We start from the raw sequence: 22412 nt of genomic DNA on the forward strand, positions 1-22412 counted from the left end.
CGTAGCCGAAAGCCTGCATGGTGAGCAATATTGTGATGTGAGATACCACAAAATTGCTCAACTCGTCAGGCTTTCCCTATTTTCGGATAGACTCTTAGCATCAGTAAAGCCGACATAGCTAAGTTGGTCGAGTTAGGAATACTGGACGATAATCACGCATTCAGTAAGGATATGAACGATAAGCTGCCCGATCCGCTAACCAAATTGCTGTATGCCACAGCCTGGAAAAATGGCGATCTGCCCAAGATCAAGCACATCATAAAGGGCGTTCTGAAGGAAAAGGATGAATCGGATGAAGAGCAAGCAATCGTTTTTCACCAGTTCGGCCGCTACCTGACCAAAACGCCGGGCCAGCCGATTATCGATCAGCACGTCATCCGGGCCTTCGGTATTTTTAAACCACAGTCCAAAGGCGGTGGAAAAGAGTGGGATGTGGCAGCGATGAGACGGCTTAGTATCGTTAACAAAAGACACAACGGAATCATCGCTGCGTACAAGGAATGGCTCGGTTCAGATGGCCTGTCGGACGAAGTGCGGCAGTGCGCGGATTACACGTACCACGTCGACAAACTGCTGTTTGCGCTGGGAAAAACGGTGAAATACGCGAAGCGTAAAGTTTGAGCGCGGTCAAGTCAACTGACTCGTAGGCAGGCTGTATTTTGTCATCCCTCCTGCCACGCCGGCGGACTGGTCGGGATGATAGAAAAAGTTGTCAGTCTTCGCGAGCTGGCATCCTGACCTCCGCCCGGAACTGACCGTCGGACCCAACGACGTGCAGCGTTCCACCCATCAGCCGCATTACCTGATGACTGATCCAGAGACCCAGGCCGTAGCCGTCGTGATGGGGGTCGGCCTGGTAGAATTCACGGCTGAGCCGGTCGGGATCGGGGATGGGGGCAGTGGTTTGGTTGGTCAGCGACCAGACGAGTTGCCCAGCCTGCTGGTCCAGCGTCAGGTCGAGCCGGGTGCCGGGCGTGGCGTATTTCACCGCGTTATCGAGCAGATTCAGTAACACGTTGGTCAGCTTGTCGAGGTCGGCCCGGACGGCTAGCTGATCGGCGGTTTCGTCCAGAACAATCGACAGGTACAGATTTCGCCCGTTGATTGCCCGTTGGTAGCGTTCGGCTAGGTGAAGCGTTAAATCGTCAAGGTCGATCACCTCGGGGCGAAGTTGTAACGCCCCGGCCCGCAACTGACTCATCGCCAGCAAGTCATCGACCAGTCGGCTGAGTCGACGCAGTTCGGTAAGCTGACTGTCGAGGAAACCACGTTCCCGGTCGTTGATGGCTTCGCGCTGGGCGACTTCGATTTCTGTACGCAGGATACTCAGGGGCGTTCGAAGTTCGTGCGAGGCTGCGGCAAAAAACGTGTATTGCGTGTCGACCGCCTGCCCGATCCGGGCCAGCATCTCGTTGATGGTTTCGGCCAGTTCCTGCAATTCGTCGCCGGAACTGGGAATCGGAATGGGCGTCGTCTGCTCGGCCCGGCTGACCGACTGCGCCGAGGTAATCACGGCCCGCAACGGGCGCAGTAGCCAGCCACTGAGCCACCAGGCGCTAACCCCCGACACTGCAATGCTGACCAGTAGCGTCAACAGCAGCAACACCCCTATGCTGCGTAGTTCGCGGTGCAGGGGACGACTGCTGTGACCGACCACCGTAATGAGCTTGTTGTACCCATCGTCGGTAGAGCGCACTGATCGGGCAAGCCGGAAGGTATCGGCTTCCACAACGACCGCGTTCGTCAGTAGCGACGAATCGGCGGGAAAGCGGGGCGACTGGTAGAGCCGTTTGCGGACACTGCCGCTGGCGAGCCACAGGGCCATCACCTCGCCCCGGTCGGGTAGGGGAATCACGAGTGGATAGGCTGACGTGCGGTCGGAAAGACGGCTTGCCCGCTCGGTCAGGGCGCGGTTGTCCTGCTCGACCAGCACCGTCCTGATCCGACTGAACAGGTAGCCGGCAGCCCCGGTAAAGCCCAGAAAAAACGTGGCCCCGAAAACCAGCCCGATCTTGAATCGAATGCTGCGGGCCGGACGTACGGCGGTTGTCATAGGTTAGTTACGGTGCCGGCTTGGTTACGCGGTGGTCAAGGTCCCCCGGAGCCGGTAGCCAACCCCCACTACCGTTTCGAGCAGGGGCGAATCGAAGCCTTTGTCGATTTTTTTACGAAGCTGATGCATATGCACCTCGACCACGTTACTGCCCCGGTCAAAATCCGAATCCCAGACTTTTTCGGTGAGTTGAGCCTTGGAAAGCACCCGCCCCGGCTGACGCATAAACTGTTCGAGCAGCTGGTATTCACGGGGCGTCAGGGCGATGGATTTGCCGGCGCGACTCACTTCGCGGGTCGTCAGGTCCATCGTCAGATCGGCCACACGCCAGACGGGTAGTCGGCTGCCGGCCTGTCCCCGCTGTACGGTTCGAATCCGGGCCAGCAGTTCGTCCAGTTCGAAGGGTTTTCGCAGGTAATCGACGGCCCCCAAGTCCAGCCCCCGCACCACGTGCTGCGACTGATTGAGGGCGCTCAGAATCATGACGGGCGTGTCGACGCCGAAGTCGCGCAGGTTCCGTAACAGGTCGAAGCCGGTTGTGCCGGGCAGCATCAGGTCGAGCAGAATCAGGTCATGGGTGCCCAGTGCCGCCTGTTCCAGTCCGGCCGCGCCCGACAGGGCAATGTCGACAGAATAGCCCGCCTGATTCAGCCCTTTTTGCAGGTGCAGGGCCAGCTTTTCTTCGTCGTCGATCAAAAGTAGTCGCATTTACAACGCAAAGGTTTGTCCGTTGATAGTCAGTGCCGTTGGGTGAAGCAGTGTCCGACCCGTTTTGTTTACGAACCCCGGCTCGGTTCGTTCGTACCCCGTGATGCCCAGTCGACTAACGCCAACGAGCAGTTCCTGGATGGACTCCCCCTGATGCGGTTTCAGTTCGACAACGAAGCGGTTGGTCAGCAGCGCCACCAGCCGTCCGGCATCGTCGTGCAACTGCCCGGTCAGCGGCCCTTCGGTCTCGACCAGCTTCCCACGGGTGGGTGGGGGCGGGGGCACGTCAGCGATGCGGACGCTGGTTTTTTTTGTCTGGTTGCGCAGACTGACCAACTCGTACGCCGGTTCCGGCAGGGCCTGACTGTCAGCCGACGAGCCCGGTGGTTTGGGTAGCGGTGGCCGATTCACTGCCACCACCTGTACTGCCTGCCCCACGGTCGCCTGTTTCAGCACCAGAGCCGCCGTGTGGGGCGGAAAGTGCAGTCGTGCTTTCCCAGTGGCCGTACGCAGTTGCAGCCCGTCGTAGTCGCCGATTCGGTTCGATAGATAGCCCATTACCCGCCCTGTCAGTGTCTGAGTGGGTTGCGCAGTCAACGTAAGCGTCCAGCAAAGTCCAATAAATGTGTATCGATAGCAGTTTCGCCAGTTCATGAATGACACAAGAAAAGCAGCCGGGCTGAAGAAAGGCTTAAGGTAATATTAAGAACGGTTAAGGTGGCGCGTTGGCGAACAGCTCCGGGAAGAGGAACCGGCTAGCCGGACGAGTGTTTTCGCGCTGTCTGTGTCATCCGCAACTGTTGACCGCTAGTAGCTTCTGCCCGCATAGTACTTTTCGATGAGTAGCCGACCGGTTTGGTAAAGGTCGCTATCGAATAGAGACACGCAGCATATGCAGAACAGACGTGAATTTATAAAACAGACGGCCGCCGGTGTGGTCGGTGGCGCACTGGTGGGCTTTAGTCCCCGCAGTTACAACCGGATCATCGGGGCGAATGACCTGATCCGGGTGGCGACCATAGGCGTCAACAGCCGGGGCGATGGCATGGGCGGTACGTTCGCCAGCCAGAAAAATACCGAAGTAGGGACCGTTTGCGATGTCGACGAGCGGACCATCCCGAAAGCCATCGAAACGATTCTGAAAACTAAACAGACGGCCAAACCGAAAGCGGAAAAAGACTGCCGACGGGTGATGGAAGACAAAACCATCGACGCGATTTACACGGCGACGCCCGATCACTGGCACACGCCCTTGACGATCATGGGCTGTCAGGCTGGCAAGCATGTGTACGTCGAGAAGCCACTGAGCCACAATCCGCGCGAGGGCGAACTGGCGGTCGCGGCTGCCCGCAAATACAAGCGCGTGGTGCAGATGGGCGCGCAGCGTCGGTCGGCACCGACGCTGACGAAAGGCATCGAGGAGTTGCACAACGGTGTTATCGGTCGGGTGTACATGGCCAAAACGTGGTATACCAACAAGCGACCCGCTACCTTTGTCAAACCCGGCACGGTACCGACCTGGCTCGACTACGATCTCTGGCAGGGACCGGCTCCGCGTCAGCCCTATCAGGACGGCCTGATTCACTACAACTGGCATTGGTTCTGGCACTGGGGTACCGGCGAAGCCCTCAACAACGGTACCCACGAAGTTGACGTAGCCCGCTGGGGGCTGAGTGTCGATTATCCGACGCGGGTAAGTTCGGTGGGCGGTCGCTACGAATTTAAAGACGACTGGCAAACGCCGGATACGCAACTGGTCATCATGGATTATCCGGGTCGGGTATCACTGCTGTGGGAATGCCGCAGTTCCAACGGTCGGCGCATCGAAGAGCGGGACCGGGGTATTATTTTCTACGGCGAAAAGGGTAGTCTGGATACGGGGGGCGACAGCTACCGCGTGTACGACCTGGATGGAAAACTGGTGAAAGACATCAAGTCGGGATCGTCGGAAAGTGACATTCAGGGGCGTAACACGGCCAGCCCCAGCCTGGGGATGGATAGCCTGCACGTGCAGGATTTTCTGGACGCCATTCGTACGAATCGTAAACCCAACTGCGATGTCGAGACGGGGCACAAAAGTGTGCTGGCGATGCAACTCGGTAATATTTCTTGGCGCGTCGGACGCGATCTGCACGTCGATCCGAAAACGGGGCACATTCAGAACGATAAAGACGCGCAGAAGCTGTGGAGCCGTGACTACGAAAAAGGTTGGGAGCCAAAGGTGTAACGCTGCGTAACCATAGGCGACTGTTGCAGGTTAAGGAAATGTTCTTTGGGTCTGTAACAGTCGCCTATACCATGTCATTTCAGGAATTGATGCTCACTTACGGCTACCCGATTCTATTCTTCGGGGTATTGCTGGAGGGTGAAGCGTTTTTGATTGCCGGCGCTTACCTGGCGCATCGGGGGTACTTCTCCATGCCGGTCGTGATTGGCCTGGCCGCGCTGGCGTCGATTCTGGTCAGTCAGGTTTATTTCTACGTAGGCCAACACTTCGGGCAGCAGTTTCTTACCCGGCGACCGCAATGGCAGCAGCGTTTTAGCCGGGTACAACGGTTGTTGAGCACGTACGGTTCTACGCTGGTGCTGGGCTTCCGGGCGCTCTACGGGCTGCGTATCGTGATTCCGGCGGCTGTGGGGGCGTCGGGCTATTCGTGGGGACAGTTCCTACTGCTCAACCTGCTGGGCGGGCTGGTCTGGGCGCTGATTATCGGTCTGGCCGGTAACAGCCTGATTCTTCTGGTCGAGCCGATTCTGGACGATATTCGTCATCACGAGCGTATGGTTGTCGGCGTACTAGCCGGGTTGGGGCTGGCGTGGGCCGCGTACCGACTCTATCGACAGCCGCGCCTAGAGCAGCGATCGACCCGGTCGCCTACTGAGTAACGAAGTCAGTAGGTGGTCGGCACTGATCGTATCGGCGTAGGCAATCTACACACCCCAACTGTATCTGGGGCAGCTGTGGCTTACCGCGCAGGAATGCGCAGGCGTCGCGGACTATGCCTTCCGGGAATACCGGCATGCACCCAGTCTCTGTTTAACGGATAGGCTTGTAGGGGCTTTACCTGTTGTGCGTTAACTGGCTTACCCCTAAATACCCTAAAGGGAATTTAGGGACAAAAGGCTTCCAGGCGATTAATCTTCCGGTCTTACTTCGTCGCGATATAGAAGAAGTCCAGACTACCGGCGGGGTTGGTACTGACGAGGTAATCGGTGTAATCGATCTCGGCTGCGATACCGCTTGCCTGATGCAATTGATTGCGGTTCAGGCGGTTCATCAGATCGTAAGGTACCTGGAGCAGCCGACGAGGCAGGCGGTATTGCAGATTGAAGATGTCGAAACGGGTCAGCTTCTTCACCGACGCCTTGTTCTGCTCGTAGTAAGTCATCACCTTCTCGTTGCCATGTACACCACGCGTATCGACGGCAGGGAAGTACTTACGCATCAGGGTTTTCAGTTCATCGGCCTGGTATTCCCGCACGTGCCAGGGGTTACGGGTCAGCGAGAACGTTTTATTGACCGTCGTCAGGAGTAGTTTGCCGCCTGGCTTCAGCACGCGGTGGGCTTCCTTGATAAACAGATCGTCGTTTTCGATATGCTCGATGACCTGAAACGTTACGATAAAGTCGAACGTATTATCGGCCAGACCCGACAGGGGGGGGATGTTGGCCGCGATGAACGTCGACTGTGGGTATTCGGCACTGAGAGCCGCGATCAGATCGGTATTCTTATCAATACCCGTGTAATGAGCGGCCGCTTTAGTCAGTAGTTCGAGACCCCGACCCCAGCCACAGCCGATTTCGAGCAGATTACCGCTGACAAGCTGCGCTGCTTCGACGTAGGGGAATAGCAGTCGCTGGTGAACGGGATTGTCGGAAGCAATTTCGGCGGAGGTGATCTCGGTGGTCTTGTACATGACTGACAGTCGGAAAAAACGCAGCAGAACAGCTAGTTATCCACGCGTGCGTTTGCAATTGAATCACAAAAATACTCTTTTGCGGGCGCAAAGAAAACGGGGCCGCCCGAAACGGAAGCCGGTTGCTGCGGATAGCCGCAAAAATGACGGTCTCCGGCAAGCAGAACCACCCGCTTTTTTCGTTATAGACAACGAGTCGCTACCTGCCTGTCGGGTTGGCTCAGCACGATTGATTATATACCGGTTATGCGTACGCTACTTTACTGTCTGACCATACTTAGCCTGTCTGCCTGCGGGTCGCTGAAAAAATCGCAGCAGCAGCGCATCAACTCAGCCTACGAGGCCCGGACAGAAGCTTCTCGTCCGGCGGGAGCTCAGCAACCCCAGCAGGCTCGTCCGGCACCGCCCACGGCAGGCACGTCAGCACCAACACGCCCTGTCGACGTGCCGGCAGCCGCGCCAACCGTTGCCGACCGGCTGTCGGGCTGGTCTGTCACGTCGATCAAAGGCAAATTCCTGTCGCTCGACAGCACGACCCTGCACATCGTACTCGACCTGACGGCGCAGATGCCCGAGGGCGGGTTGCCCAGTCCCGCGCAGTTTGCCGAGCATTTCCAGGTGGCCTACGTGATGTATCCCGACTATAACAATCGCGAGCGACTGGCTTACGGTAACATTCCGCTCGACGGACAGGTGCTGAAACAGCAGGGAAATCACCTGACTATGGCGTTCGACATCAAACGTCCGGCCAATCGGACCGACCTGGCGAATGCGGTGTTGCTGACGGAAGTAACCGAAATTGCCAGCGGTAACAAAGCCCGCAACGACCTGCCGCTCCGCTTCCGGAACCTGCGTCTGAGCGACCGCTTTACGCTGACGAACACAACGGGCCAGGAAATTGAATTGCGCAACTATGTCAACGTGGGCGATACCGTGCGGATAAGCGATCTGGCGAACACGAAAAAAACGCTGTATGGCGTTCGCTACCGGCACGATTTCGACGCGGCTTCGTCGCCGATGAACACTTCACCCCGTCCGGCACAGAAGTCGCTCGTTATCGACTCGACGCTAACGATCACAACGAATCAGCCGTTCACGCTGCTCCGCGAAGGGCTGTATTACTTCACCGAAGATACAACGGCCGAGAACGGTATTGGTCTGGTGGTCGCCGATAAGCGGTTTCCGAAGATGACCCGGCCCGAAAAGCTTATCCGGCCGGTGCTGTACATGAGCACAAGCAGCGAAATTAACGAGATGACCCAGGCGCAGGACACCAAAAAGGCGCTCGATCGCTATTGGCTGAGCCTGATGTCGGGTAACGAAGAGACGGCCCGACGCACGATCCGGGCCTACTACGACCGGGTGGAGGATGCAAACCGCTTATTCACGACCTACAAGGAAGGCTGGAAAACCGACAAAGGCATGATTTACATCGTGCTCGGCCCACCCGACCGGATTCAGCGTAACCGCGAGCGGGAGGTATGGGTGTACAATCGTCGGCCCAACGTGTCGGAGATTAACTTTACCTTTACGAAAAAACCGAATCAATTTGTCGAGGATCATTACGAACTGGTGCGCTTTATGGAGTACCAACCCGTCTGGTACCCGATTGTCGAAGCATGGAGAACCGGCGCAATTCGCGAGTAAATCGCCCCAACTATAAGCAGTATAACCGCCCCGCCCAGACTGGTCCCGGACCGGATGAGATGGTGTTCGGCATTCAGTCGGTGCTGGAAACGCTCCGCTCCGATCAGCAGATCGACAAGCTGTACATGGAGAAGGGGCTGAGTAACCCCGACATTCAGAATCTGGCGTTTCAGAAGCGGGTAACCATTCAGCGGGTGCCGCCCGAGCGGCTCGACCGCCTGACGCGCAAAAACCATCAGGGCGTTGTCTGCCTGATTGCGCAGGTGCAGTACGTCAAGCTGTCAAACGTCATCGCCGATGTGTACGAGCGGGGCGAAACGCCGTTTTTCCTGCTCCTCGACCGCATTACCGACGTCCGTAATTTCGGCGCTATCGCCCGTACGGCGGAGTGTACAGGGGTGCAGTGCATTGTTATACCGGGTCGGGGTGCCGCAGCCATCAACTCCGACGCGATGAAAACGTCGTCGGGGGCGCTGAATCACATCTCCGTCTGCCGCGAACCCGACCTGACCGAGACGGTCAAATATTTGCAGGAATCGGGCATTACCATCGTGGCCTGTACCGAAAAATCGGCCCGCGACCTGTACGAGCGTAACACCGATCTGAGCGGTCCCATCGCGATTATCATGGGCTCGGAAGAAGACGGTATCTCACCCGAATTGCTGCGTATGGCCGACACCAACGTGAAAATCCCGCTGCTGGGTAGCGTCGGCTCGCTCAACGTGTCAGTCGCCACGGGCGTCGTTTTGTACGAAGCCGTCCGGCAGCGGACTTTATCCAGTCAGACCGAATCTTAACGTATACAAGCATGGCAACGACGGCATCGACACGCCGACAGATGACTCCGTCCGGCAGCGTTCGAGCGAAAAAGATACCGGAATCGCTCATATACGAAACGATTGATGGAAAACCCTTTTACCGGAAAGGGTATCGGGACGTTGTTGCCGGAAAAAAAACGCTGGAAGAGATTATGGGGGCCAGTACGCTTCAATCTATCATTGTCTACTATCTGACAGTCTTCATCGGGAAGTTCATCGATGAAGATCAGTTTTTTGTATTGGTGAGCGAACCGGGCGTACACATCGATCATCGCAGTAACCTTTCCAACGACGTAGCCATCTACAGTCAGGCTGTGTTACCACCGTCGAGCATCTCGAAAAAGTATGCCGATGTACCGCCCCGTATTGCCATTGAAGTCGACATTAACATCGATGCGGCTGACACCAGCGAGACAAGCTACATCTATCGAAAAACCCGTAAGCTACTCAACTTCGGCGTTGAAAAAGTGATCTGGGTATTAACCGATGCGCGTGTCGTCATCGTGGCCACCAACGATCTCATCGAGACGATCGACTGGTCGCGCGACATTGAACTCATGGATGGCCAGCAGTTCAATGTCGGTGCCTACCTGCAAAAGCGCGGCATAACCGTCGAGTAAGTCTTGAACTATGATTTTTGGGATTACGCTGATGAACTATGATTGAAAAAGAAATCACAGTCAATCAGTGTAATCCCAAAAATCATAGTTCAAGACAATCACAATTCAAGACAATCTGCGGTTACGCATTGCCGCCATTCACGTCGAGCAGGCTACCGGTGATGTAGCTGCCATCCTGCGACGCCAGCAGGACATAGGCCGGTGCCAGCTCGTCGGGCTGACCGGGGCGTTGCAGAATCGTTTTGGCCGCAGCCTGCTTCACACCGTCGGGACCCATGCCCGCACCCGGCAGAAACGGCGTATAGATCGGACCGGGCAGTACCGCATTCACCCGGATTTTCTGTTCGCCCAACTGCGTTGCCAGCGACATGGTGAACGCATGGATAGCGCCTTTCGTCGATGCGTAATCGACCAGCTTGGGTTCGCCCTGCTTCCCGACGATACTCCCCGTGTTGATGATCGAATCGCCTTCGCTCAGGTGCGGGACCACAGCCTGCACCATAAAGAAATAACCCAGAATATTGGTGTCGAACGTACGACGCAACTGCTCTTCGGTGATGTCGGTGATCTTCTCGACAATGTGCTGATAAGCCGCGTTGTTGACCAGAATATTCACCTTGCCGAACTGACTGATCGTCTGGTCGACAATCTCCTGGCATTTTGCCTTGCTCCGTACATCCGACGGGATGTTGAGACAGGTGACCCCGTATTGCTCAACCATCCGCTTGGTCTCGGTAGCATCTTCCTCCTCCTCGGCCAGATACACGTTGGTGACGTTGGCACCCTCTTTCGCGAAGGCTACGGCTACGGCTCGGCCGATGCCACTGTCGGCACCGGTAACGATAGCGACTTTGCCGGCCAGCTTTCCGGCAGCGTTGTAACCCGACAGATCGCTCTGTGGCTCGGGGGTCATTTTAGCCTGAATGGCCGGAAAATCCTGTACGTCTGTTTTGAGTTCGTCGGCTGTGGGCCGTTCTTCTACTTGTGCCATTGGTTGTGAAAATTAACGTTGAGTGATAGCGCTCGCCATTAGCGCTGTGGAGTAATCCTTGTGTCAAGACGTTTTGTTGGCAGCGACAACGGGTTTTTAGGTATAAAGTCGAATAACTGGTTTAGTGGGACATCGATCGGTTAGAAACCACCGCCCCCCCTCTTTGTCCGGTATGCTTACCACTCGCAGACAGTTTCTCCTCCAGCTAGGGCTTGGCGCGGCCGGTCTTACGCTGACGAATACCGCCAACGCCTTGCCAACGGCGCTCGTCCCGACCCGTACGGCGGGTTTTCCCCGTAGCCTGCCCGAAGCACAGGGCGTAAGCTCACAGGGACTGATCGACTTCGTCAATGCGGTCGAAAAAGCGGAGCTGAACCTGCATAGCCTGATGGTCGTACGGCACGGGCAGGTCGTGGCCGAAGGCTGGTGGGCTCCCTACGCGGCACCGCTGAAACACACGCTGTATTCGCTCAGCAAAAGCTTTACCTCGACGGCGGTCGGTATGGCGGTTGCGGAGAAGAAACTACTGCTCGATGATAAGGTCGTGTCATTCTTTCCGGGCAAAATACCAGCAACGGTTAGCCCGAATCTGGCGGCTATGTGCGTGCGCGACCTGCTGACAATGAGTACCGGCCACGATAAAGACACGACTCCGCAGATGCTCACGGCTGCTGATAAAGACTGGGCCAAAGCGTTTCTGGCGCAACCCGTCGATCATCAGCCCGGTACGCATTTCGTCTATAACAGCGGAGCGACGTACATGCTGTCGGATATCGTTCAACTGAAAACGGGACAGCCTGTACTCGACTACCTGAAACCGCGTTTGTTCGATCCGCTGGGCATCAGCGGGGCCGATTGGGAAACCGATCCGACAGGCGTCGATACGGGTGGTTGGGGACTGCGTGTTCGTACGGAAGACATCGCCAAGTTCGGACAACTGTACTTGCAGAAAGGCATGTGGCAGGGAAAACGGCTCCTGCCGGAATCCTGGATCGCCGACGCTACCAAATCCCACATACAGTCGACGGGGGGAAAAGGCGGTGCCGACGTAAACGACTGGGTACAGGGTTACGGTTACCAGTTCTGGCGGTGCCGACACAACGCCTACCGGGGCGATGGCGCGTTCGGGCAGTTCTGTATCGTGATGCCGGAGCAGAACACGGTGGTGGCAATCACCTCGGAAACAGCCGATATGCAGGGCATTCTGGATCAGGTCTGGAACCATATCCTGCCCGCCGTGCAGGGAAAAGAGCTTAGCAAGACCCCCAAGGCGACGCAGCAACAGCTCAAACAGCAACTGGCTGGTTTGTCGTTTATGCCGCCAACGGGTCAGGCGTCGCCCCGACAGGCCGAAATCAGCGGCAAGCAATACGACGTCGCCAGCAACAGTACGGGTATCAAATCGGTATCGCTGACGTTCCGGCCCAATGAAGCACGGTTTACGATGATCGATGAAAAAGGACCGCGCGACATTTTATGCGGCCTGAGCGAATGGCGGCTGGGTCAAACGACCCTGTCGGTGATCCCGCTTAAACTGGTGCCGACCGGCGTACCCGGTGAAACGACAATACCAGTGGCCGCTACCGGAGCGTGGACTGATGCCAACACCTTCTCGATGATCTGGCGCTTTATCGAAACGGCCCACTACGAGACGGTCACCTGCCGATTCAGCGATGACGGCGTACAGGTTGATTTCAAAAAGAGTCTGGCCATCATCAATCCATCAACAAAAGACGATCGACCGGTGCTGGAAGGCAAACGCGTTGCCTGACGCAGCAGCAGTGAAACGAAACAAGGCCTTCCTGTGCAGGAAGGCCTTGTCGTTACGGGAAAACGTAAGCGGCTGGTTACTAGCTTTTCGACGTTTTCTTCGTGGTGGTTTTCTTGGTCGACGTTTTTTTCGCACCGCCGTCCAGCGAGTTGATCCAAACGGCCAGTTTCATGGCGTCTTCCTTCGGTACCTGCTTCATCGCAGCCATCGGGGGGTAACCCGGCCAGTGAGCAGGAACGGGATTGTAGATCAGATTGACGATTTCATCGTTCGAGTATTTCTTCTTCGCAACGTCGGCATAGGCTGGACCTACCAGGCGTTGATTCGGCCGGTGACAGGCAATACAGGTGTACTTGGTCATCAACGCGTTCATGTCGGCTGGAATGTCGCCAGCAGGTGCCTGGGCATTGGCGTCGACAGATGCCGTTGCCAGTGCTGCGGAGGCCAAAAGAAGTCCGAGCAGTTTTTTCATGTGAATCGGGTAAACGAAAAGTAAGAGTAATGGCTGGTTGTGGCGAACCAACCTCCACAAAAATAGACGGTTCCGTCCTATAAGCCAATGCCGTCCCGTCATTTTACAAGTAAAACGATTGTTGGACAAAAGTTTCTGGTAATCGTTTAATTCTTTACTAAAAAAATAATCAACGGCCTTGTCAGCCGAGTAAGCAGTCCGGATTTGTGCATCCAGGCTGGTAACTTTTTCGGCTGTTATGGCCTTTCAGTAATACCGACGTCGTAATCTTCCCATATGAACCCAATCGATCGCTTCTCCGGTCACGCTGACCTGTATGCGCAGTACCGCATCGACTATCCCGACGAGTTGTACGCATTCATTATGGCCGACGTACCCGACAATCAAACCGCCTGGGATTGCGCGACGGGCAACGGACAGGTAGCCACCGCGCTGGCCGATCGATTTGCGCAGGTTGAAGCGACTGATATCAGCGAGAAACAGTTGATTCTGGCGACGAAGCGCCCCAATATTCACTATCAGGTCAGTCGGGCGGAGCAGACGCCATTTGCCGATCATACGTTCGACCTGATTACCGTCGGGCAAGCCATTCACTGGTTCGACGTACCGGCGTTTCACCAGGAAGTCCGGCGGGTGGCAAAACCGGGTGCCGTGCTGGCCGAATGGGGCTACGGTCTCGTTGCGTTGAGCGATGAACTTAACCCGCTCATGCTTGATTTTTATCGCAATCGGATTGGCCCGTACTGGGACCCACAGCGTGGCCATATCGATAACCGCTACGCGGACCTCGCGTTTCCCTTTGCCGACGTTCGTACGGCTACGTTTACGGTCAGTCGTACCTGGACGCTGGAGCGGTTTCTGAACTACCTGCGAACGTGGTCGGCCGTGCGGCAATATATGTTTGAGAACGAAGAAGATCCCGTGACGGACTTCGGCGAACGCATCCAACCGATATGGGGCGATGGTGAACAGATCCTTCGTTTTCCCGTCTTCTGCCGGGCGGGGAAAGTGAGTTCGTAGTTCATGGGCGCAGATAAACTATACACTACGAACGACAAACCACAACTGTACCACTACTACCCCGGTTATCAGGGCTACTTTTCTGTTGAGTCTATCTGCCCCCGACGTAGTTTTCTTTGATGACTTCTGGTTGCGTGATCAGTTCGGCTTCGATACCCGGCTGCACGTCCTGGTGCTGCGGTTTCGTTGGGGTTATCGATAACAAAAAAGCTCCCACGTTTCCGCAGGAGCTTTTGATACGTATAGTCGGCGTATAGCTTAGCCTACACTGCCTTCGAGGCTGATCGCCAGTAGCTTCTGGGCTTCAACGGCGAACTCCATCGGCAACTGATTCAATACCTCCTTGGCATAGCCATTGATAATCAGGGCAACGGCCTGTTCGGTTGGGATACCGCGCTGATTGCAATAGAACAACTGATCTTCCCCGATTTTCGAGGTCGTCGCTTCGTGTTCTACCGTCGCCGATGGGTTAGCCACTTCCAGATACGGGAAGGTATGCGCCCCGCATTTGTCGCCCAGCAGCAGCGAATCGCACTGCGAATAGTTCCGGGCGTTTTCGGCCCGTTTCAGCACCTGTACCAGACCCCGGTACGAGTTTTGGCTCTTACCGGCCGAGATACCCTTCGACACGATCCGGCTCTTCGTGTTCTTGCCGATGTGCACCATTTTGGTACCCGTATCGGCCTGTTGCATGTTGTTGGTGACGGCTACCGAGTAAAATTCACCGATCGAGTTGTCACCTTTCAGAATCACCGATGGGTATTTCCAGGTAATAGCCGAGCCCGTTTCAACCTGCGTCCACGAAATTTTGGCATTCGGGCCATCGCAGATACCGCGCTTGGTCACGAAGTTGTAGATACCGCCTTTGCCTTCCTTGTCGCCGGGGTACCAGTTCTGTACCGTCGAATACTTGATCTCGGCGTCGGCGTGGGCGAACAGCTCAACTACGGCTGCGTGCAGCTGATTCTCGTCGCGCATGGGGGCGGTGCAGCCTTCCAGATAGCTAACGTACGAACCTTCGTCGGCAATGATCAGCGTCCGCTCGAACTGACCGGTACCGGCCGCATTGATACGGAAGTAGGTCGACAGTTCCATCGGGCAGCGTACGCCTTTCGGAATATAACAGAACGAGCCATCCGTGAAAACGGCTGCGTTGAGGGCCGCGTAGTAATTGTCTTTTGCCGGCACAACCGAGCCAAAGTATTTCTTGACCAGCTCGGGATGCTCGTGAACGGCTTCGCTCATCGAGCAGAAGATGATGCCCCGCGCGGCCAGGTCTTTCTTAAACGTCGTGGCAACCGACACCGAGTCCATGACGGCGTCAACAGCGACCTGCGGACGCTCGCCCAGCGACTTGTCGCCGATGGTATCATCGACCACGTTCGCCAGCCGCTTCTGTTCGCTGAGCGAAATGCCCAGTTTGTTGAACGTGTCGAGCAACTCGGGATCGATTTCGTCGAGGCTACCCACCGTCTTCTTCTGCTTGGGAGCCGAGTAATATTTAATCGCCTGGTAGTCAACCTTTGGGTATTGCAGGTTGGGCCACTTCGGCTCAGTCATGGTCTGCCAGAGCGCAAACGCCTGCAACCGCTTTTCGAGCAGCCACTCCGGTTCGTTTTTCTTGGCAGAAATAAAGCGTATAATGTCTTCATCCAGACCCGCCGGCGCTTCGTCAGCTTCGATCAGGGTCTCGAATCCGTATTTGTATTCGGCGTTGGTGATGCTTTCTAAAATCTCCGCGTCCTTACTCATCGTCGGTCGGTTAAGCGTACGGGTTTATGTCCGTAGCGATACAAATTTAACAACCGGCCGGTTGGGTACGTTCCGGCCATATTGGACAAATATCGGAAACTTTCCGTTATTACAATTTTGTAACCGCCTTGCTCATAGCATGCCTGCACCACGACGACGCCGTATTAATATTGAGCTGTTACTGGGTATATCCGCTACGTTTTTAAGCCTCGCTGCACTGGTCGTTTCCATTGTTCAGACCAGCATTGCCCGCGAGCAGCAGCACGCATCGGTATGGCCGTACCTACAAGTGCTTACCAGTAACCTCGAAGACGAGCTGCATTACGAATTGGAAAACAAAGGGGTTGGACCCGCGATAATTCGGGACTTTGAGATAACATACCGGGGAAAGACGTACAAAAACGTTTGCCAAGTATTCTACAGCGTAATTGGTCGAACAACGTCAGGTGGAAAAGGCTTTGGTACCGTCTCGAAAGGGATGGTGTTTAAATCGGGCGACGACATGGACATGCTGTTCGTGACCAAGAATGATACAATCGTGAGTCAGGTCAATGCCATGTTAGGGGATTCTTCCTTTCACATTCGAATCCGTTATGCTGACGTGTATGGAAACTGCTGGCTACTCGACCGGGAAAAAGTGACAGAACTGGGTTCATGTCCTGAATAAAGCAAAAGGGAACGCCACCAAGTAGTTCCCTTTTGCTCTACAGTGTCGCTTATTGCTACAGCGCCGTTACCTTGATGTGGCTGTAATACAGGGTCGTCAGCCCTTCGTGCCCGGAATCGGTGCCGACGATCAGCCAGATGCGGCCGTTGCTGTCGCTACGCACGGTGAGGGGAGCGTCGGTGTTGCTGCGTTTGATAAGCGTATACTGTTCGACGTCTTCACCGGCACCGATGTTACCCAGCACCAGCATGTCTTTACCCCCTTCAGCCTGATTGCCTTTATCGAGGTTGATTTCGTAAAAATCATCGACGAGCTGGCGTTTGGGCTCAGTGGACGAGGCCCCGGCTTTCACGTAGACACTACCACCGGGCGAGCCGCCAATCCCAAAGGAGTTTGTCGCGTATTGCGATGCCAGTTCGATGTCGAAGACCAGCTTGTAGTCGTGGTTGGGTTGCAGCCCGGAAAGCGACCGGGTCAGGTACATAAACAGATCGTCGCTGCGGTTCATACCCGACAGCATGATCGACCGGCGGGTAGAGTCGAGGGGTTGGGGAAGCCGTGTCCAGTCGGAGCGAAGCTGCATATCGCCGTTGGCCGTACTGTAATCGGTGAAATCGGCTTTCCAGCCGTCGGTACCCGCCGAAAAATTCGATTCATACAATACGCCCGTCAGCGGCAGGGCAGGGGTTACATCGTCCCGATTACAGGCTACAGCCCCAAGCAAAACGAAGAAAAGAAGGCTTACACGTTGCGTAACTGACATTGGTAAAAATGGATTGGTACTAGCCTAATGACCCGGCCATTTTCGGAACCGTTGTAACAGGCTGTGGTAACAGAGCGCTCGACGGTCGATGGGTCATACGTTTATCCGGTTGACGCGGAGTGGGATTGTGCGTAAGTTGCAGCAGGTATTTGGTTGATAATCAACAGTAAAACGGTACGAATTGGCCGATGCCTAAAGACCTGTTTGCGGATTTCTGGAATTTTCGACTAATTCGACAGAACCTCTTCGTTTCGCATCAATGCATTGTTCTACCCACACCCTGTTTCGCCGTGGCCGTCTGTATCACAGGCTGGTACTGACGGCCACGGTACTAAGCTGCTTTGCTGCGCTAACGGCGCGGGCGCAGGAACGACCAGCGGGGGCCGTTCTCGATTTGGGTATACGTTCCCAGAAGACAATCGGGCTGTACACCGAGAACGGAATTACGGCGCAGTTTGCCCACACGAAGCTGGCGAATCAGCGATTGTACATTGGCGTGACCTACGTGACGTCCCGGCTGGGTACGGCCCTGAATTCGAACGCTATCAAACAGGACAATTACCTGGCGTCGGTGCTGTATCTGTTCCGCCCCAACTGGCTGGTTCGTCCACTGGTGCGACTCAATGCCGGGTACTTCCGCGCCGATTACGGCAGTGACCTGTTTCGCGACCTGCCACAAACGTCGCTGCTGACGTCGCCCGAACTAGGGGTGTGCGTCTGTCCCCGGTTTCCGCTGAAACTCAACGTATCGGTGGGTTATAATCTGTTGACGGGCGACGGGGTCACGGGGCCCGGTACGCTCTATCCCGTTTTTGTACAGACAAGCCTGACCTGGAACGTACTCCATAAATCGACCCACTGACATGAGATCATTATTGCCACTACTGTTGATTGCACTGCTGGGGTTGAGCTGCTCGAAAGAGCCTGCCATCACCGACGACATGCTCGACAGTGGAAAGGTATTCGACCCGTCGCTGTACAAGCCGGAGTTATACCTGCTGTCGAAAGCTATCCCGAATCCCACGCCGGCACAAGCCACCCGACCGGTGATTATTGCCTGCCACGGCTACTCGGCCACCACTTTCGAATGGGATGAGTTTCGCGCTTATCTGGCCGGACGCTCCGATGTCTATCTGTCGCAGGTACTGCTGGGCGGTCACGGGCGCAGTTACGCCGATTTCAAACAAGCGACCTGGCGCGACTGGCAGGCGGCTATCACAACCGAGTACGAGGCACTGGTGAAGGCGGGCTACACAAACATCAGCCTGCTGCTGTCATCGACGAGTGGGCCGCTGCTGCTGGAACTGGTCGCGTCGAACTATTTTTCGGGACGGACGGCTCCCCGTAACCTGCTGCTGGTCGATCCGATCGTTGTGCCGTCGGCAAAATCACTGTCGCTGATCGGGGTGGTGGGGCCAATGTTGGGGTACATCGACACCAATCAGCCCGCAGCCGAAGACAAAGTGTATTACCATTTCCGGCCGCAGGAAACGCTGCAACAGCTTCAGACCCTGCTCGACGTTGTTCGTAAAGACCTGGAGAAAGGGATTGCCCTGCCGACGGGTACGACGTTAAAGGTGTACAAGTCGAAGCAGGACCCGGTCGCTGATCCGGTCAGTGCGGTGTTGATTTATAACGGGGTTACCAATGCAGCCGGTCAGGCAACGGACGTGCAGCTTATCGACTCCAAACTCCACGTGTACACCCGGCTGCGGCTACGGTCCGACGTGACAACGGCCGACCAGCAAAACCAGACGGCAACGTTTGCTGATATCGTCAGTCGGGTGCTGCGCTGACAAACGATACAGACTTCTATCTAGCGCTGTTTTACGGCCCCGACGACGTTAGCGGCTACTCACCAACCACATCAACCAGAAAAACCATGACTGATCTACGCACCGAGATTACCAATTACGGCTTGCGGCTTATCAACGATACGCCCGCCGGACAACCCATCGTCCGGAGTCGTCGGTTATTACTGACGCCCAAGCCTAACGAGCAGAAGGTCAATCAGATCAATCTGTTATTTCGCGACAACGGCCCTGCCAGTGTAGGGGATATTCAACGACTGACCGACGGGAACCTGGCCGTGCGGGTGTACCTGCCCTACGATGAGTTTTCGGTGTACTACACGGTGCTTCAGACCGAGAAGCCTGTGCGGATGCAGCTCATTTTCGACGGTGATGTCCAGACCGGACAACCGATTCCGGTCCGGTTCGCGATGCTCTACGTTGACGAGCCGGTTGGCGAAGGACCACGGGATAACTGATCATCGCATACCCCGACAATGAAATGGAACAGACGACGCTTTCGCCAGCCGCGAACCGACGGGCTATGCTATACCCCAACGCGCCCTGGTATTTTGCGCTGGCCGTGGTTGTAACCTGGGTTGGCTTTTCGCAGTCCTACTTTGCCCGCTTACGGGAAACAGACGTTTATCATCATCTGCACGGCGCATTCGTTGGAACCTGGACTGTTCTGCTCATTGTCCAGCCGATTTTATACAGGCAGAAAAAAATACAGCTTCACCGTCGATTAGGCTGGGCGGGTACCATCATGCTGGTGCCGGGCATCCTGCTTGGTGGCGCGAAGATGATGCAGATGATGATCCAGGGGCAGGCTACATATCCGCCGGGAACGGTGTATCAGTTGTCGTTTATCGACGCCACATCGCTTATCTTGTTTCCGCTTTTTTTGGGGTTGAGCCTTCGATATGGTCGTCGTTTACCACTTCACGCCCGATACATGGCATGCACCATGCTGGTCGTGCTGCCGCCCGCCATCGGTCGCCTGCTTTTCTTCATCCCGTGGTTCGACAGCTTCAACAAAGCGCTTAACGGTAGTTTCGTCGTTGTCGACTGTATACTACTGATTCTGATCGCAGATGACAAGCGGAACCACGGCCGAATCTGGCAAGCCTACCCACTGGCCCTGTTGCTGTTTGGGTTGTTGCATATAGCGATGAACTACGCGGGTAGCTGGCAGTGGTGGCATGTACTGATGGACCGATTCGCTGGTTTATGACAGCGTTGTCAACGGCGTCGGCTGCTCTCGATGGTGCGCAGGGCATACGCAAAAGCGATGACGTAGATCGTCTGTATGCCGGCTGTCGCCCAATCTTCTTTCAGGGTGGTACCAAACAGTAGGGCAGCTATGAGCAGGCCACCCAGCGCGTACCCCCATTTGCTGAACTGACCACCGAGCAGTATCAGCAGCCCGCAGGTTAGTTCAGCAAAGGGAAGCACGTAGAGAAAGCCGGTCGTCAGAAATTTCGGCAGTAGCGTGTCGGCAAAACCGGCGTTGCTTTTGGCAACGAAGGCAGGTAATTTAGGGATGCGTACCAGCCCATGCATAAGCATGTTGATGCCCAACCCCAGGCGCAGTACCAGGCGCGACAACTGACTGCCGGATAAATCGTCAGATAGCGCCATTCACCGTCAGGGAGTTAGCTTCGATTTCTTCTTCCGCCAGTTCGTCGTCATTCGGACTGGCGTCGCTATCTGGATCGTCGTTTATTTCTTCTTTGACGGGTTCCGGGCCGGAATCCACGATGGTCGAATCCACGACGGTCGAATCCACGACGGTCGAGGCCACGACGGGATTCATACGTTCGACCTGCGACACGCCGTCATTGGCGGCCGCTCCCTGCGCCATTAGTTGCGTCACGCCCTGGTTGTCATCGTCGGCAGGGGTATAGCTTGTGTTAATAGTAGCGTTCATAAGTTTAGTTAGTTAAGGTTCGTTTAGCAGGAAGCGTCCGTCGCTACTCACTCGACCGGGCGACGTGGCCACCAAGTGCGTAATTATCGTCCTGTTGGTGATCGTGTTCTCCCGTGGGATCGCCGTCATCGTCGGTCGGTTCGTTGACCAGACCGGTGTCGTTGTCGGGTTCATTGTCGAGATCATCGCCGTTTCCGTCGGGGGCTGTTTGATTCAGGATTGGGTTCATCCGTTTTCGTGGTTTCGTTGTCAACAGTAAACTCGGTAGAATGGAGAAAGGTTAGGCTTATCGACGCCCGTTATACACATGAAAGCGCTGCTTTTGTTGATAAGTCTACTGTCCGGTGGTAATGGGGCCGGGCGACCACGGCGGGACCATGCGTACGCCCGAATTCGCCACCGCCGTCGTCACATTCCTGGATCAGCAATAGACTGGACGGTGTTTGTAGCCTGGACCTGGACGTTCAGGCTACAGCTACTAATCCGATTATACATTGCCTTCTGTCGGTCGTTGAAAACCGTGTGCTTGCTCTGCGGGTTAGGGGAACATGCAATTCCACCGACTCACCTTTGCGCACATCATGGAGCGGCACGTACTCTACTACGATGCCGACGCGCCCGATGCCTGTGCCTTTATTTGCCAGCGGCTGAACATCAACGCACTACCCGGTCTGGATGGCGAAACGTACTACCCGTTCGACGAAGAAAGTAATCAGTTTGGCGACCCGCAGCTTGTTCCCGAACAGGGCCGTGCGCAGAGCCACGATATGCTGTTTACCGAAGCCGTCCGGGAGCAGTTTGCGCAGACCGAACCGAACGTGCTGTTTGTGTATGATGGGCGGGTACTGGTTGGTGTCGTGCATTTATCGGACTTCAACCGCAGCAGCGTGCTCCAGATCGTGCAGGACGACATTATCCTGTTTGAACGCGATTTACGGCGATTCTTCATGCTGCGTGGCCGGTCGGACGCCGATATGCTGGCCTTTTTTGAATACCAGTCGGAACATGCCGATGCCTACGGTCTCCGCAATTTCTACACGGACAAACTCCGCGACGCTACCATGCCCCGCCGGCAAAACGAGCGTCGGTTGCTCGATCCGTTCCAGACGTTTGAATTCAGCGATCTGCTCTATTTCTCCGGGTCCGACGTCTCGGGACCGCTACTGCGCTTCGATCAGGTGAAAGAGCTGATTGGCCTGCGCAACCGGGTCATGCACGCCAAGAATACCGTCGAGTACGACGAACACCGGGTGTATTCCTATGAAAGTCTGGAGCGACTGTACGACGAACTGTTTCTGCTGGAAAGCGCTTACCACCGCCTGCTTCGATCCATCGCCAACGACCTGGACTATACCCGTACTCGCCGGGAAGCAAACCGATCCCGGCTCGATCAGATTCAGGAGTCGGGCGAGAAGGCACTTCGTTTTTTCAAGGCCGCGATTTGACGGGAGTGATGCCCGTTCTGCTACCAGGTCGATGAGCGCCGACACGCG

General features: G+C 55.8%; 25 protein-coding genes. 14 read left to right on the top strand and 11 right to left on the bottom strand.

What is annotated here, in order from left to right; translation table 11 throughout:
• The first annotated feature begins 171 nt into the window (after nt 1-171).
• Nucleotides 172-621: a hypothetical protein gene (locus CLV58_RS25970; protein ID WP_106140763.1), complete on the top strand. Its 450-nt coding sequence runs from the start codon at nt 172-174 to the stop codon at nt 619-621.
• A 91-nt stretch (nt 622-712) separates the two neighbouring features.
• On the opposite strand, the gene CLV58_RS25975 is transcribed toward CLV58_RS25970, so the two are convergent.
• Genes CLV58_RS25975 through CLV58_RS25985 form a run of 3 tightly spaced genes read right to left on the bottom strand, consistent with a single transcriptional unit; the run spans nt 713 to nt 3415 of the window.
• On the bottom strand, nt 713-2053 hold the full coding sequence (locus CLV58_RS25975) for a sensor histidine kinase (protein WP_106140764.1): 1341 nt from the start codon (nt 2051-2053) through the stop codon (nt 713-715).
• A gap of 24 nt (nt 2054-2077) precedes the next feature.
• Nucleotides 2078-2761: a response regulator transcription factor gene (locus tag CLV58_RS25980; RefSeq protein ID WP_106140765.1), complete on the bottom strand. Its 684-nt coding sequence runs from the start codon at nt 2759-2761 to the stop codon at nt 2078-2080.
• Nucleotides 2762-3415: a hypothetical protein gene (locus tag CLV58_RS25985; RefSeq protein ID WP_146141551.1), complete on the bottom strand. Its 654-nt coding sequence runs from the start codon at nt 3413-3415 to the stop codon at nt 2762-2764.
• A 238-nt stretch (nt 3416-3653) separates the two neighbouring features.
• Between CLV58_RS25985 and CLV58_RS25990 the strand changes: the two genes are divergently transcribed.
• Complete coding sequence (locus CLV58_RS25990; protein ID WP_106140767.1) at nt 3654-4988, top strand: Gfo/Idh/MocA family protein; 1335 nt, start codon at nt 3654-3656, stop codon at nt 4986-4988.
• A 71-nt stretch (nt 4989-5059) separates the two neighbouring features.
• Complete coding sequence (locus tag CLV58_RS25995) at nt 5060-5647, top strand: DedA family protein (protein ID WP_106140796.1); 588 nt, start codon at nt 5060-5062, stop codon at nt 5645-5647.
• A gap of 263 nt (nt 5648-5910) precedes the next feature.
• Here the strand turns inward: CLV58_RS25995 and CLV58_RS26000 are convergent, their stop codons facing one another.
• Nucleotides 5911-6678, bottom strand: coding sequence for a class I SAM-dependent methyltransferase (locus CLV58_RS26000; RefSeq protein ID WP_106140768.1), 768 nt, complete (start codon nt 6676-6678; stop codon nt 5911-5913).
• A gap of 246 nt (nt 6679-6924) precedes the next feature.
• Between CLV58_RS26000 and CLV58_RS26005 the strand changes: the two genes are divergently transcribed.
• The 3 genes from CLV58_RS26005 to CLV58_RS26015 are packed head-to-tail and all read left to right on the top strand — an operon-like array spanning nt 6925 to nt 9763.
• A complete protein-coding gene (locus tag CLV58_RS26005) occupies nt 6925-8325 on the top strand; it encodes a GWxTD domain-containing protein (protein WP_106140769.1) in 1401 nt (466 codons plus the stop codon).
• Nucleotides 8298-9122 carry a 23S rRNA (guanosine(2251)-2'-O)-methyltransferase RlmB gene (gene rlmB, locus CLV58_RS26010; protein WP_106140770.1) on the top strand — a complete coding sequence of 275 codons (825 nt, stop codon included), beginning with the start codon at nt 8298-8300 and terminating at the stop codon, nt 9120-9122. The genes CLV58_RS26005 and rlmB overlap by 28 nt, the downstream gene beginning before the upstream one ends.
• An 11-nt stretch (nt 9123-9133) precedes the next feature.
• The gene (locus CLV58_RS26015) at nt 9134-9763 is read left to right on the top strand and encodes a Uma2 family endonuclease (RefSeq protein ID WP_245882472.1); all 630 of its coding nucleotides are present in this window, start codon (nt 9134-9136) and stop codon (nt 9761-9763) included.
• Between the two features lie 121 nt (nt 9764-9884).
• Here the strand turns inward: CLV58_RS26015 and CLV58_RS26020 are convergent, their stop codons facing one another.
• Entirely contained in the window at nt 9885-10754 is an 870-nt protein-coding gene (locus CLV58_RS26020; protein WP_106140771.1) for an SDR family oxidoreductase, read from the bottom strand.
• A 172-nt stretch (nt 10755-10926) separates the two neighbouring features.
• Here CLV58_RS26020 and CLV58_RS26025 point away from each other — a divergent pair, with 172 nt between their 5' ends.
• Nucleotides 10927-12525, top strand: coding sequence for a serine hydrolase domain-containing protein (locus tag CLV58_RS26025; RefSeq protein ID WP_106140772.1), 1599 nt, complete (start codon nt 10927-10929; stop codon nt 12523-12525).
• Between the two features lie 79 nt (nt 12526-12604).
• Here the strand turns inward: CLV58_RS26025 and CLV58_RS26030 are convergent, their stop codons facing one another.
• Complete coding sequence (locus tag CLV58_RS26030; RefSeq protein ID WP_106140773.1) at nt 12605-12997, bottom strand: c-type cytochrome; 393 nt, start codon at nt 12995-12997, stop codon at nt 12605-12607.
• Between the two features lie 276 nt (nt 12998-13273).
• Here CLV58_RS26030 and CLV58_RS26035 point away from each other — a divergent pair, with 276 nt between their 5' ends.
• Nucleotides 13274-14017: a class I SAM-dependent methyltransferase gene (locus CLV58_RS26035; RefSeq protein WP_106140774.1), complete on the top strand. Its 744-nt coding sequence runs from the start codon at nt 13274-13276 to the stop codon at nt 14015-14017.
• Nucleotides 14018-14275: 258 nt separating this feature from the next.
• Here CLV58_RS26035 and sufB read toward each other — a convergent pair whose 3' ends face one another.
• Nucleotides 14276-15769, bottom strand: a complete 1494-nt coding sequence (sufB, locus tag CLV58_RS26045) for a Fe-S cluster assembly protein SufB (RefSeq protein WP_106140775.1) — start codon at nt 15767-15769, stop codon at nt 14276-14278.
• 139 nt (nt 15770-15908) lie between these two features.
• Here sufB and CLV58_RS26050 point away from each other — a divergent pair, with 139 nt between their 5' ends.
• Nucleotides 15909-16436 carry a hypothetical protein gene (locus CLV58_RS26050; RefSeq protein ID WP_106140776.1) on the top strand — a complete coding sequence of 176 codons (528 nt, stop codon included), beginning with the start codon at nt 15909-15911 and terminating at the stop codon, nt 16434-16436.
• Nucleotides 16437-16491: 55 nt separating this feature from the next.
• On the opposite strand, the gene CLV58_RS26055 is transcribed toward CLV58_RS26050, so the two are convergent.
• The gene (locus tag CLV58_RS26055; protein ID WP_106140777.1) at nt 16492-17199 is read right to left on the bottom strand and encodes a hypothetical protein; all 708 of its coding nucleotides are present in this window, start codon (nt 17197-17199) and stop codon (nt 16492-16494) included.
• Nucleotides 17200-17458: 259 nt separating this feature from the next.
• On the opposite strand from CLV58_RS26055, the gene CLV58_RS26060 reads away from it, so the two are divergent.
• The 4 genes from CLV58_RS26060 to CLV58_RS26075 all read left to right on the top strand — a co-directional run bounded on the left by CLV58_RS26060 (nt 17459) and on the right by CLV58_RS26075 (nt 20223).
• Nucleotides 17459-18061: a hypothetical protein gene (locus CLV58_RS26060; protein ID WP_245882473.1), complete on the top strand. Its 603-nt coding sequence runs from the start codon at nt 17459-17461 to the stop codon at nt 18059-18061.
• A 1-nt stretch (nt 18062) separates the two neighbouring features.
• A complete protein-coding gene (locus tag CLV58_RS26065; protein ID WP_106140778.1) occupies nt 18063-18995 on the top strand; it encodes an alpha/beta hydrolase in 933 nt (310 codons plus the stop codon).
• Nucleotides 18996-19081: 86 nt separating this feature from the next.
• Complete coding sequence (locus tag CLV58_RS26070) at nt 19082-19468, top strand: hypothetical protein (protein ID WP_106140779.1); 387 nt, start codon at nt 19082-19084, stop codon at nt 19466-19468.
• Between the two features lie 23 nt (nt 19469-19491).
• The gene (locus CLV58_RS26075) at nt 19492-20223 is read left to right on the top strand and encodes a hypothetical protein (RefSeq protein WP_106140780.1); all 732 of its coding nucleotides are present in this window, start codon (nt 19492-19494) and stop codon (nt 20221-20223) included.
• A gap of 8 nt (nt 20224-20231) precedes the next feature.
• On the opposite strand, the gene CLV58_RS26080 is transcribed toward CLV58_RS26075, so the two are convergent.
• The 3 genes from CLV58_RS26080 to CLV58_RS26090 are packed head-to-tail and all read right to left on the bottom strand — an operon-like array spanning nt 20232 to nt 21148.
• Nucleotides 20232-20630 (bottom strand): DoxX family protein, encoded by a 399-nt coding sequence (locus tag CLV58_RS26080; RefSeq protein WP_106140781.1) that lies wholly within the window; start codon nt 20628-20630, stop codon nt 20232-20234.
• Nucleotides 20617-20919 (bottom strand): hypothetical protein, encoded by a 303-nt coding sequence (locus tag CLV58_RS26085; protein WP_106140782.1) that lies wholly within the window; start codon nt 20917-20919, stop codon nt 20617-20619. Before CLV58_RS26085 ends, CLV58_RS26080 begins: the two co-directional genes overlap by 14 nt.
• Nucleotides 20920-20962: 43 nt before the next feature.
• Nucleotides 20963-21148 (bottom strand): hypothetical protein, encoded by a 186-nt coding sequence (locus CLV58_RS26090; protein ID WP_106140783.1) that lies wholly within the window; start codon nt 21146-21148, stop codon nt 20963-20965.
• A gap of 319 nt (nt 21149-21467) precedes the next feature.
• On the opposite strand from CLV58_RS26090, the gene CLV58_RS26095 reads away from it, so the two are divergent.
• A complete protein-coding gene (locus tag CLV58_RS26095; RefSeq protein ID WP_106140784.1) occupies nt 21468-22364 on the top strand; it encodes a hypothetical protein in 897 nt (298 codons plus the stop codon).
• The last annotated feature ends 48 nt before the right edge of the window (nt 22365-22412 follow it).

The organism is Spirosoma oryzae, assembly GCF_003002825.1.
In the GTDB taxonomy this organism is placed as follows: domain Bacteria; phylum Bacteroidota; class Bacteroidia; order Cytophagales; family Spirosomataceae; genus Spirosoma; species Spirosoma oryzae.

What these genes read in the sequence shown, in the direction of transcription:
- CLV58_RS26015 (WP_245882472.1), top strand. Translation starts at nt 9,134, where the DNA reads ATGGCAACGACGGCATCGACACGCCGACAGATGACTCCGTCCGGCAGC.
- CLV58_RS26050 (WP_106140776.1), top strand. Translation starts at nt 15,909, where the DNA reads ATGCCTGCACCACGACGACGCCGTATTAATATTGAGCTGTTACTGGGT.
- rlmB (WP_106140770.1), top strand. Translation starts at nt 8,298, where the DNA reads ATGGAGAACCGGCGCAATTCGCGAGTAAATCGCCCCAACTATAAGCAG.
- CLV58_RS25990 (WP_106140767.1), top strand. Translation starts at nt 3,654, where the DNA reads ATGCAGAACAGACGTGAATTTATAAAACAGACGGCCGCCGGTGTGGTC.
- CLV58_RS25980 (WP_106140765.1), bottom strand. Translation starts at nt 2,761, where the DNA reads ATGCGACTACTTTTGATCGACGACGAAGAAAAGCTGGCCCTGCACCTG.
- CLV58_RS26075 (WP_106140780.1), top strand. Translation starts at nt 19,492, where the DNA reads ATGGAACAGACGACGCTTTCGCCAGCCGCGAACCGACGGGCTATGCTA.
- CLV58_RS25995 (WP_106140796.1), top strand. Translation starts at nt 5,060, where the DNA reads ATGTCATTTCAGGAATTGATGCTCACTTACGGCTACCCGATTCTATTC.
- CLV58_RS26070 (WP_106140779.1), top strand. Translation starts at nt 19,082, where the DNA reads ATGACTGATCTACGCACCGAGATTACCAATTACGGCTTGCGGCTTATC.
- CLV58_RS26035 (WP_106140774.1), top strand. Translation starts at nt 13,274, where the DNA reads ATGAACCCAATCGATCGCTTCTCCGGTCACGCTGACCTGTATGCGCAG.
- CLV58_RS26080 (WP_106140781.1), bottom strand. Translation starts at nt 20,630, where the DNA reads ATGGCGCTATCTGACGATTTATCCGGCAGTCAGTTGTCGCGCCTGGTA.
- sufB (WP_106140775.1), bottom strand. Translation starts at nt 15,769, where the DNA reads ATGAGTAAGGACGCGGAGATTTTAGAAAGCATCACCAACGCCGAATAC.
- CLV58_RS26090 (WP_106140783.1), bottom strand. Translation starts at nt 21,148, where the DNA reads ATGAACCCAATCCTGAATCAAACAGCCCCCGACGGAAACGGCGATGAT.
- CLV58_RS25985 (WP_146141551.1), bottom strand. Translation starts at nt 3,415, where the DNA reads ATGAACTGGCGAAACTGCTATCGATACACATTTATTGGACTTTGCTGG.
- CLV58_RS25970 (WP_106140763.1), top strand. Translation starts at nt 172, where the DNA reads ATGAACGATAAGCTGCCCGATCCGCTAACCAAATTGCTGTATGCCACA.
- CLV58_RS26000 (WP_106140768.1), bottom strand. Translation starts at nt 6,678, where the DNA reads ATGTACAAGACCACCGAGATCACCTCCGCCGAAATTGCTTCCGACAAT.
- CLV58_RS26030 (WP_106140773.1), bottom strand. Translation starts at nt 12,997, where the DNA reads ATGAAAAAACTGCTCGGACTTCTTTTGGCCTCCGCAGCACTGGCAACG.
- CLV58_RS26025 (WP_106140772.1), top strand. Translation starts at nt 10,927, where the DNA reads ATGCTTACCACTCGCAGACAGTTTCTCCTCCAGCTAGGGCTTGGCGCG.
- CLV58_RS26020 (WP_106140771.1), bottom strand. Translation starts at nt 10,754, where the DNA reads ATGGCACAAGTAGAAGAACGGCCCACAGCCGACGAACTCAAAACAGAC.
- CLV58_RS26005 (WP_106140769.1), top strand. Translation starts at nt 6,925, where the DNA reads ATGCGTACGCTACTTTACTGTCTGACCATACTTAGCCTGTCTGCCTGC.
- CLV58_RS26065 (WP_106140778.1), top strand. Translation starts at nt 18,063, where the DNA reads ATGAGATCATTATTGCCACTACTGTTGATTGCACTGCTGGGGTTGAGC.
- CLV58_RS25975 (WP_106140764.1), bottom strand. Translation starts at nt 2,053, where the DNA reads ATGACAACCGCCGTACGTCCGGCCCGCAGCATTCGATTCAAGATCGGG.
- CLV58_RS26085 (WP_106140782.1), bottom strand. Translation starts at nt 20,919, where the DNA reads ATGAACGCTACTATTAACACAAGCTATACCCCTGCCGACGATGACAAC.
- CLV58_RS26095 (WP_106140784.1), top strand. Translation starts at nt 21,468, where the DNA reads ATGCAATTCCACCGACTCACCTTTGCGCACATCATGGAGCGGCACGTA.
- CLV58_RS26060 (WP_245882473.1), top strand. Translation starts at nt 17,459, where the DNA reads ATGCATTGTTCTACCCACACCCTGTTTCGCCGTGGCCGTCTGTATCAC.
- CLV58_RS26055 (WP_106140777.1), bottom strand. Translation starts at nt 17,199, where the DNA reads ATGTCAGTTACGCAACGTGTAAGCCTTCTTTTCTTCGTTTTGCTTGGG.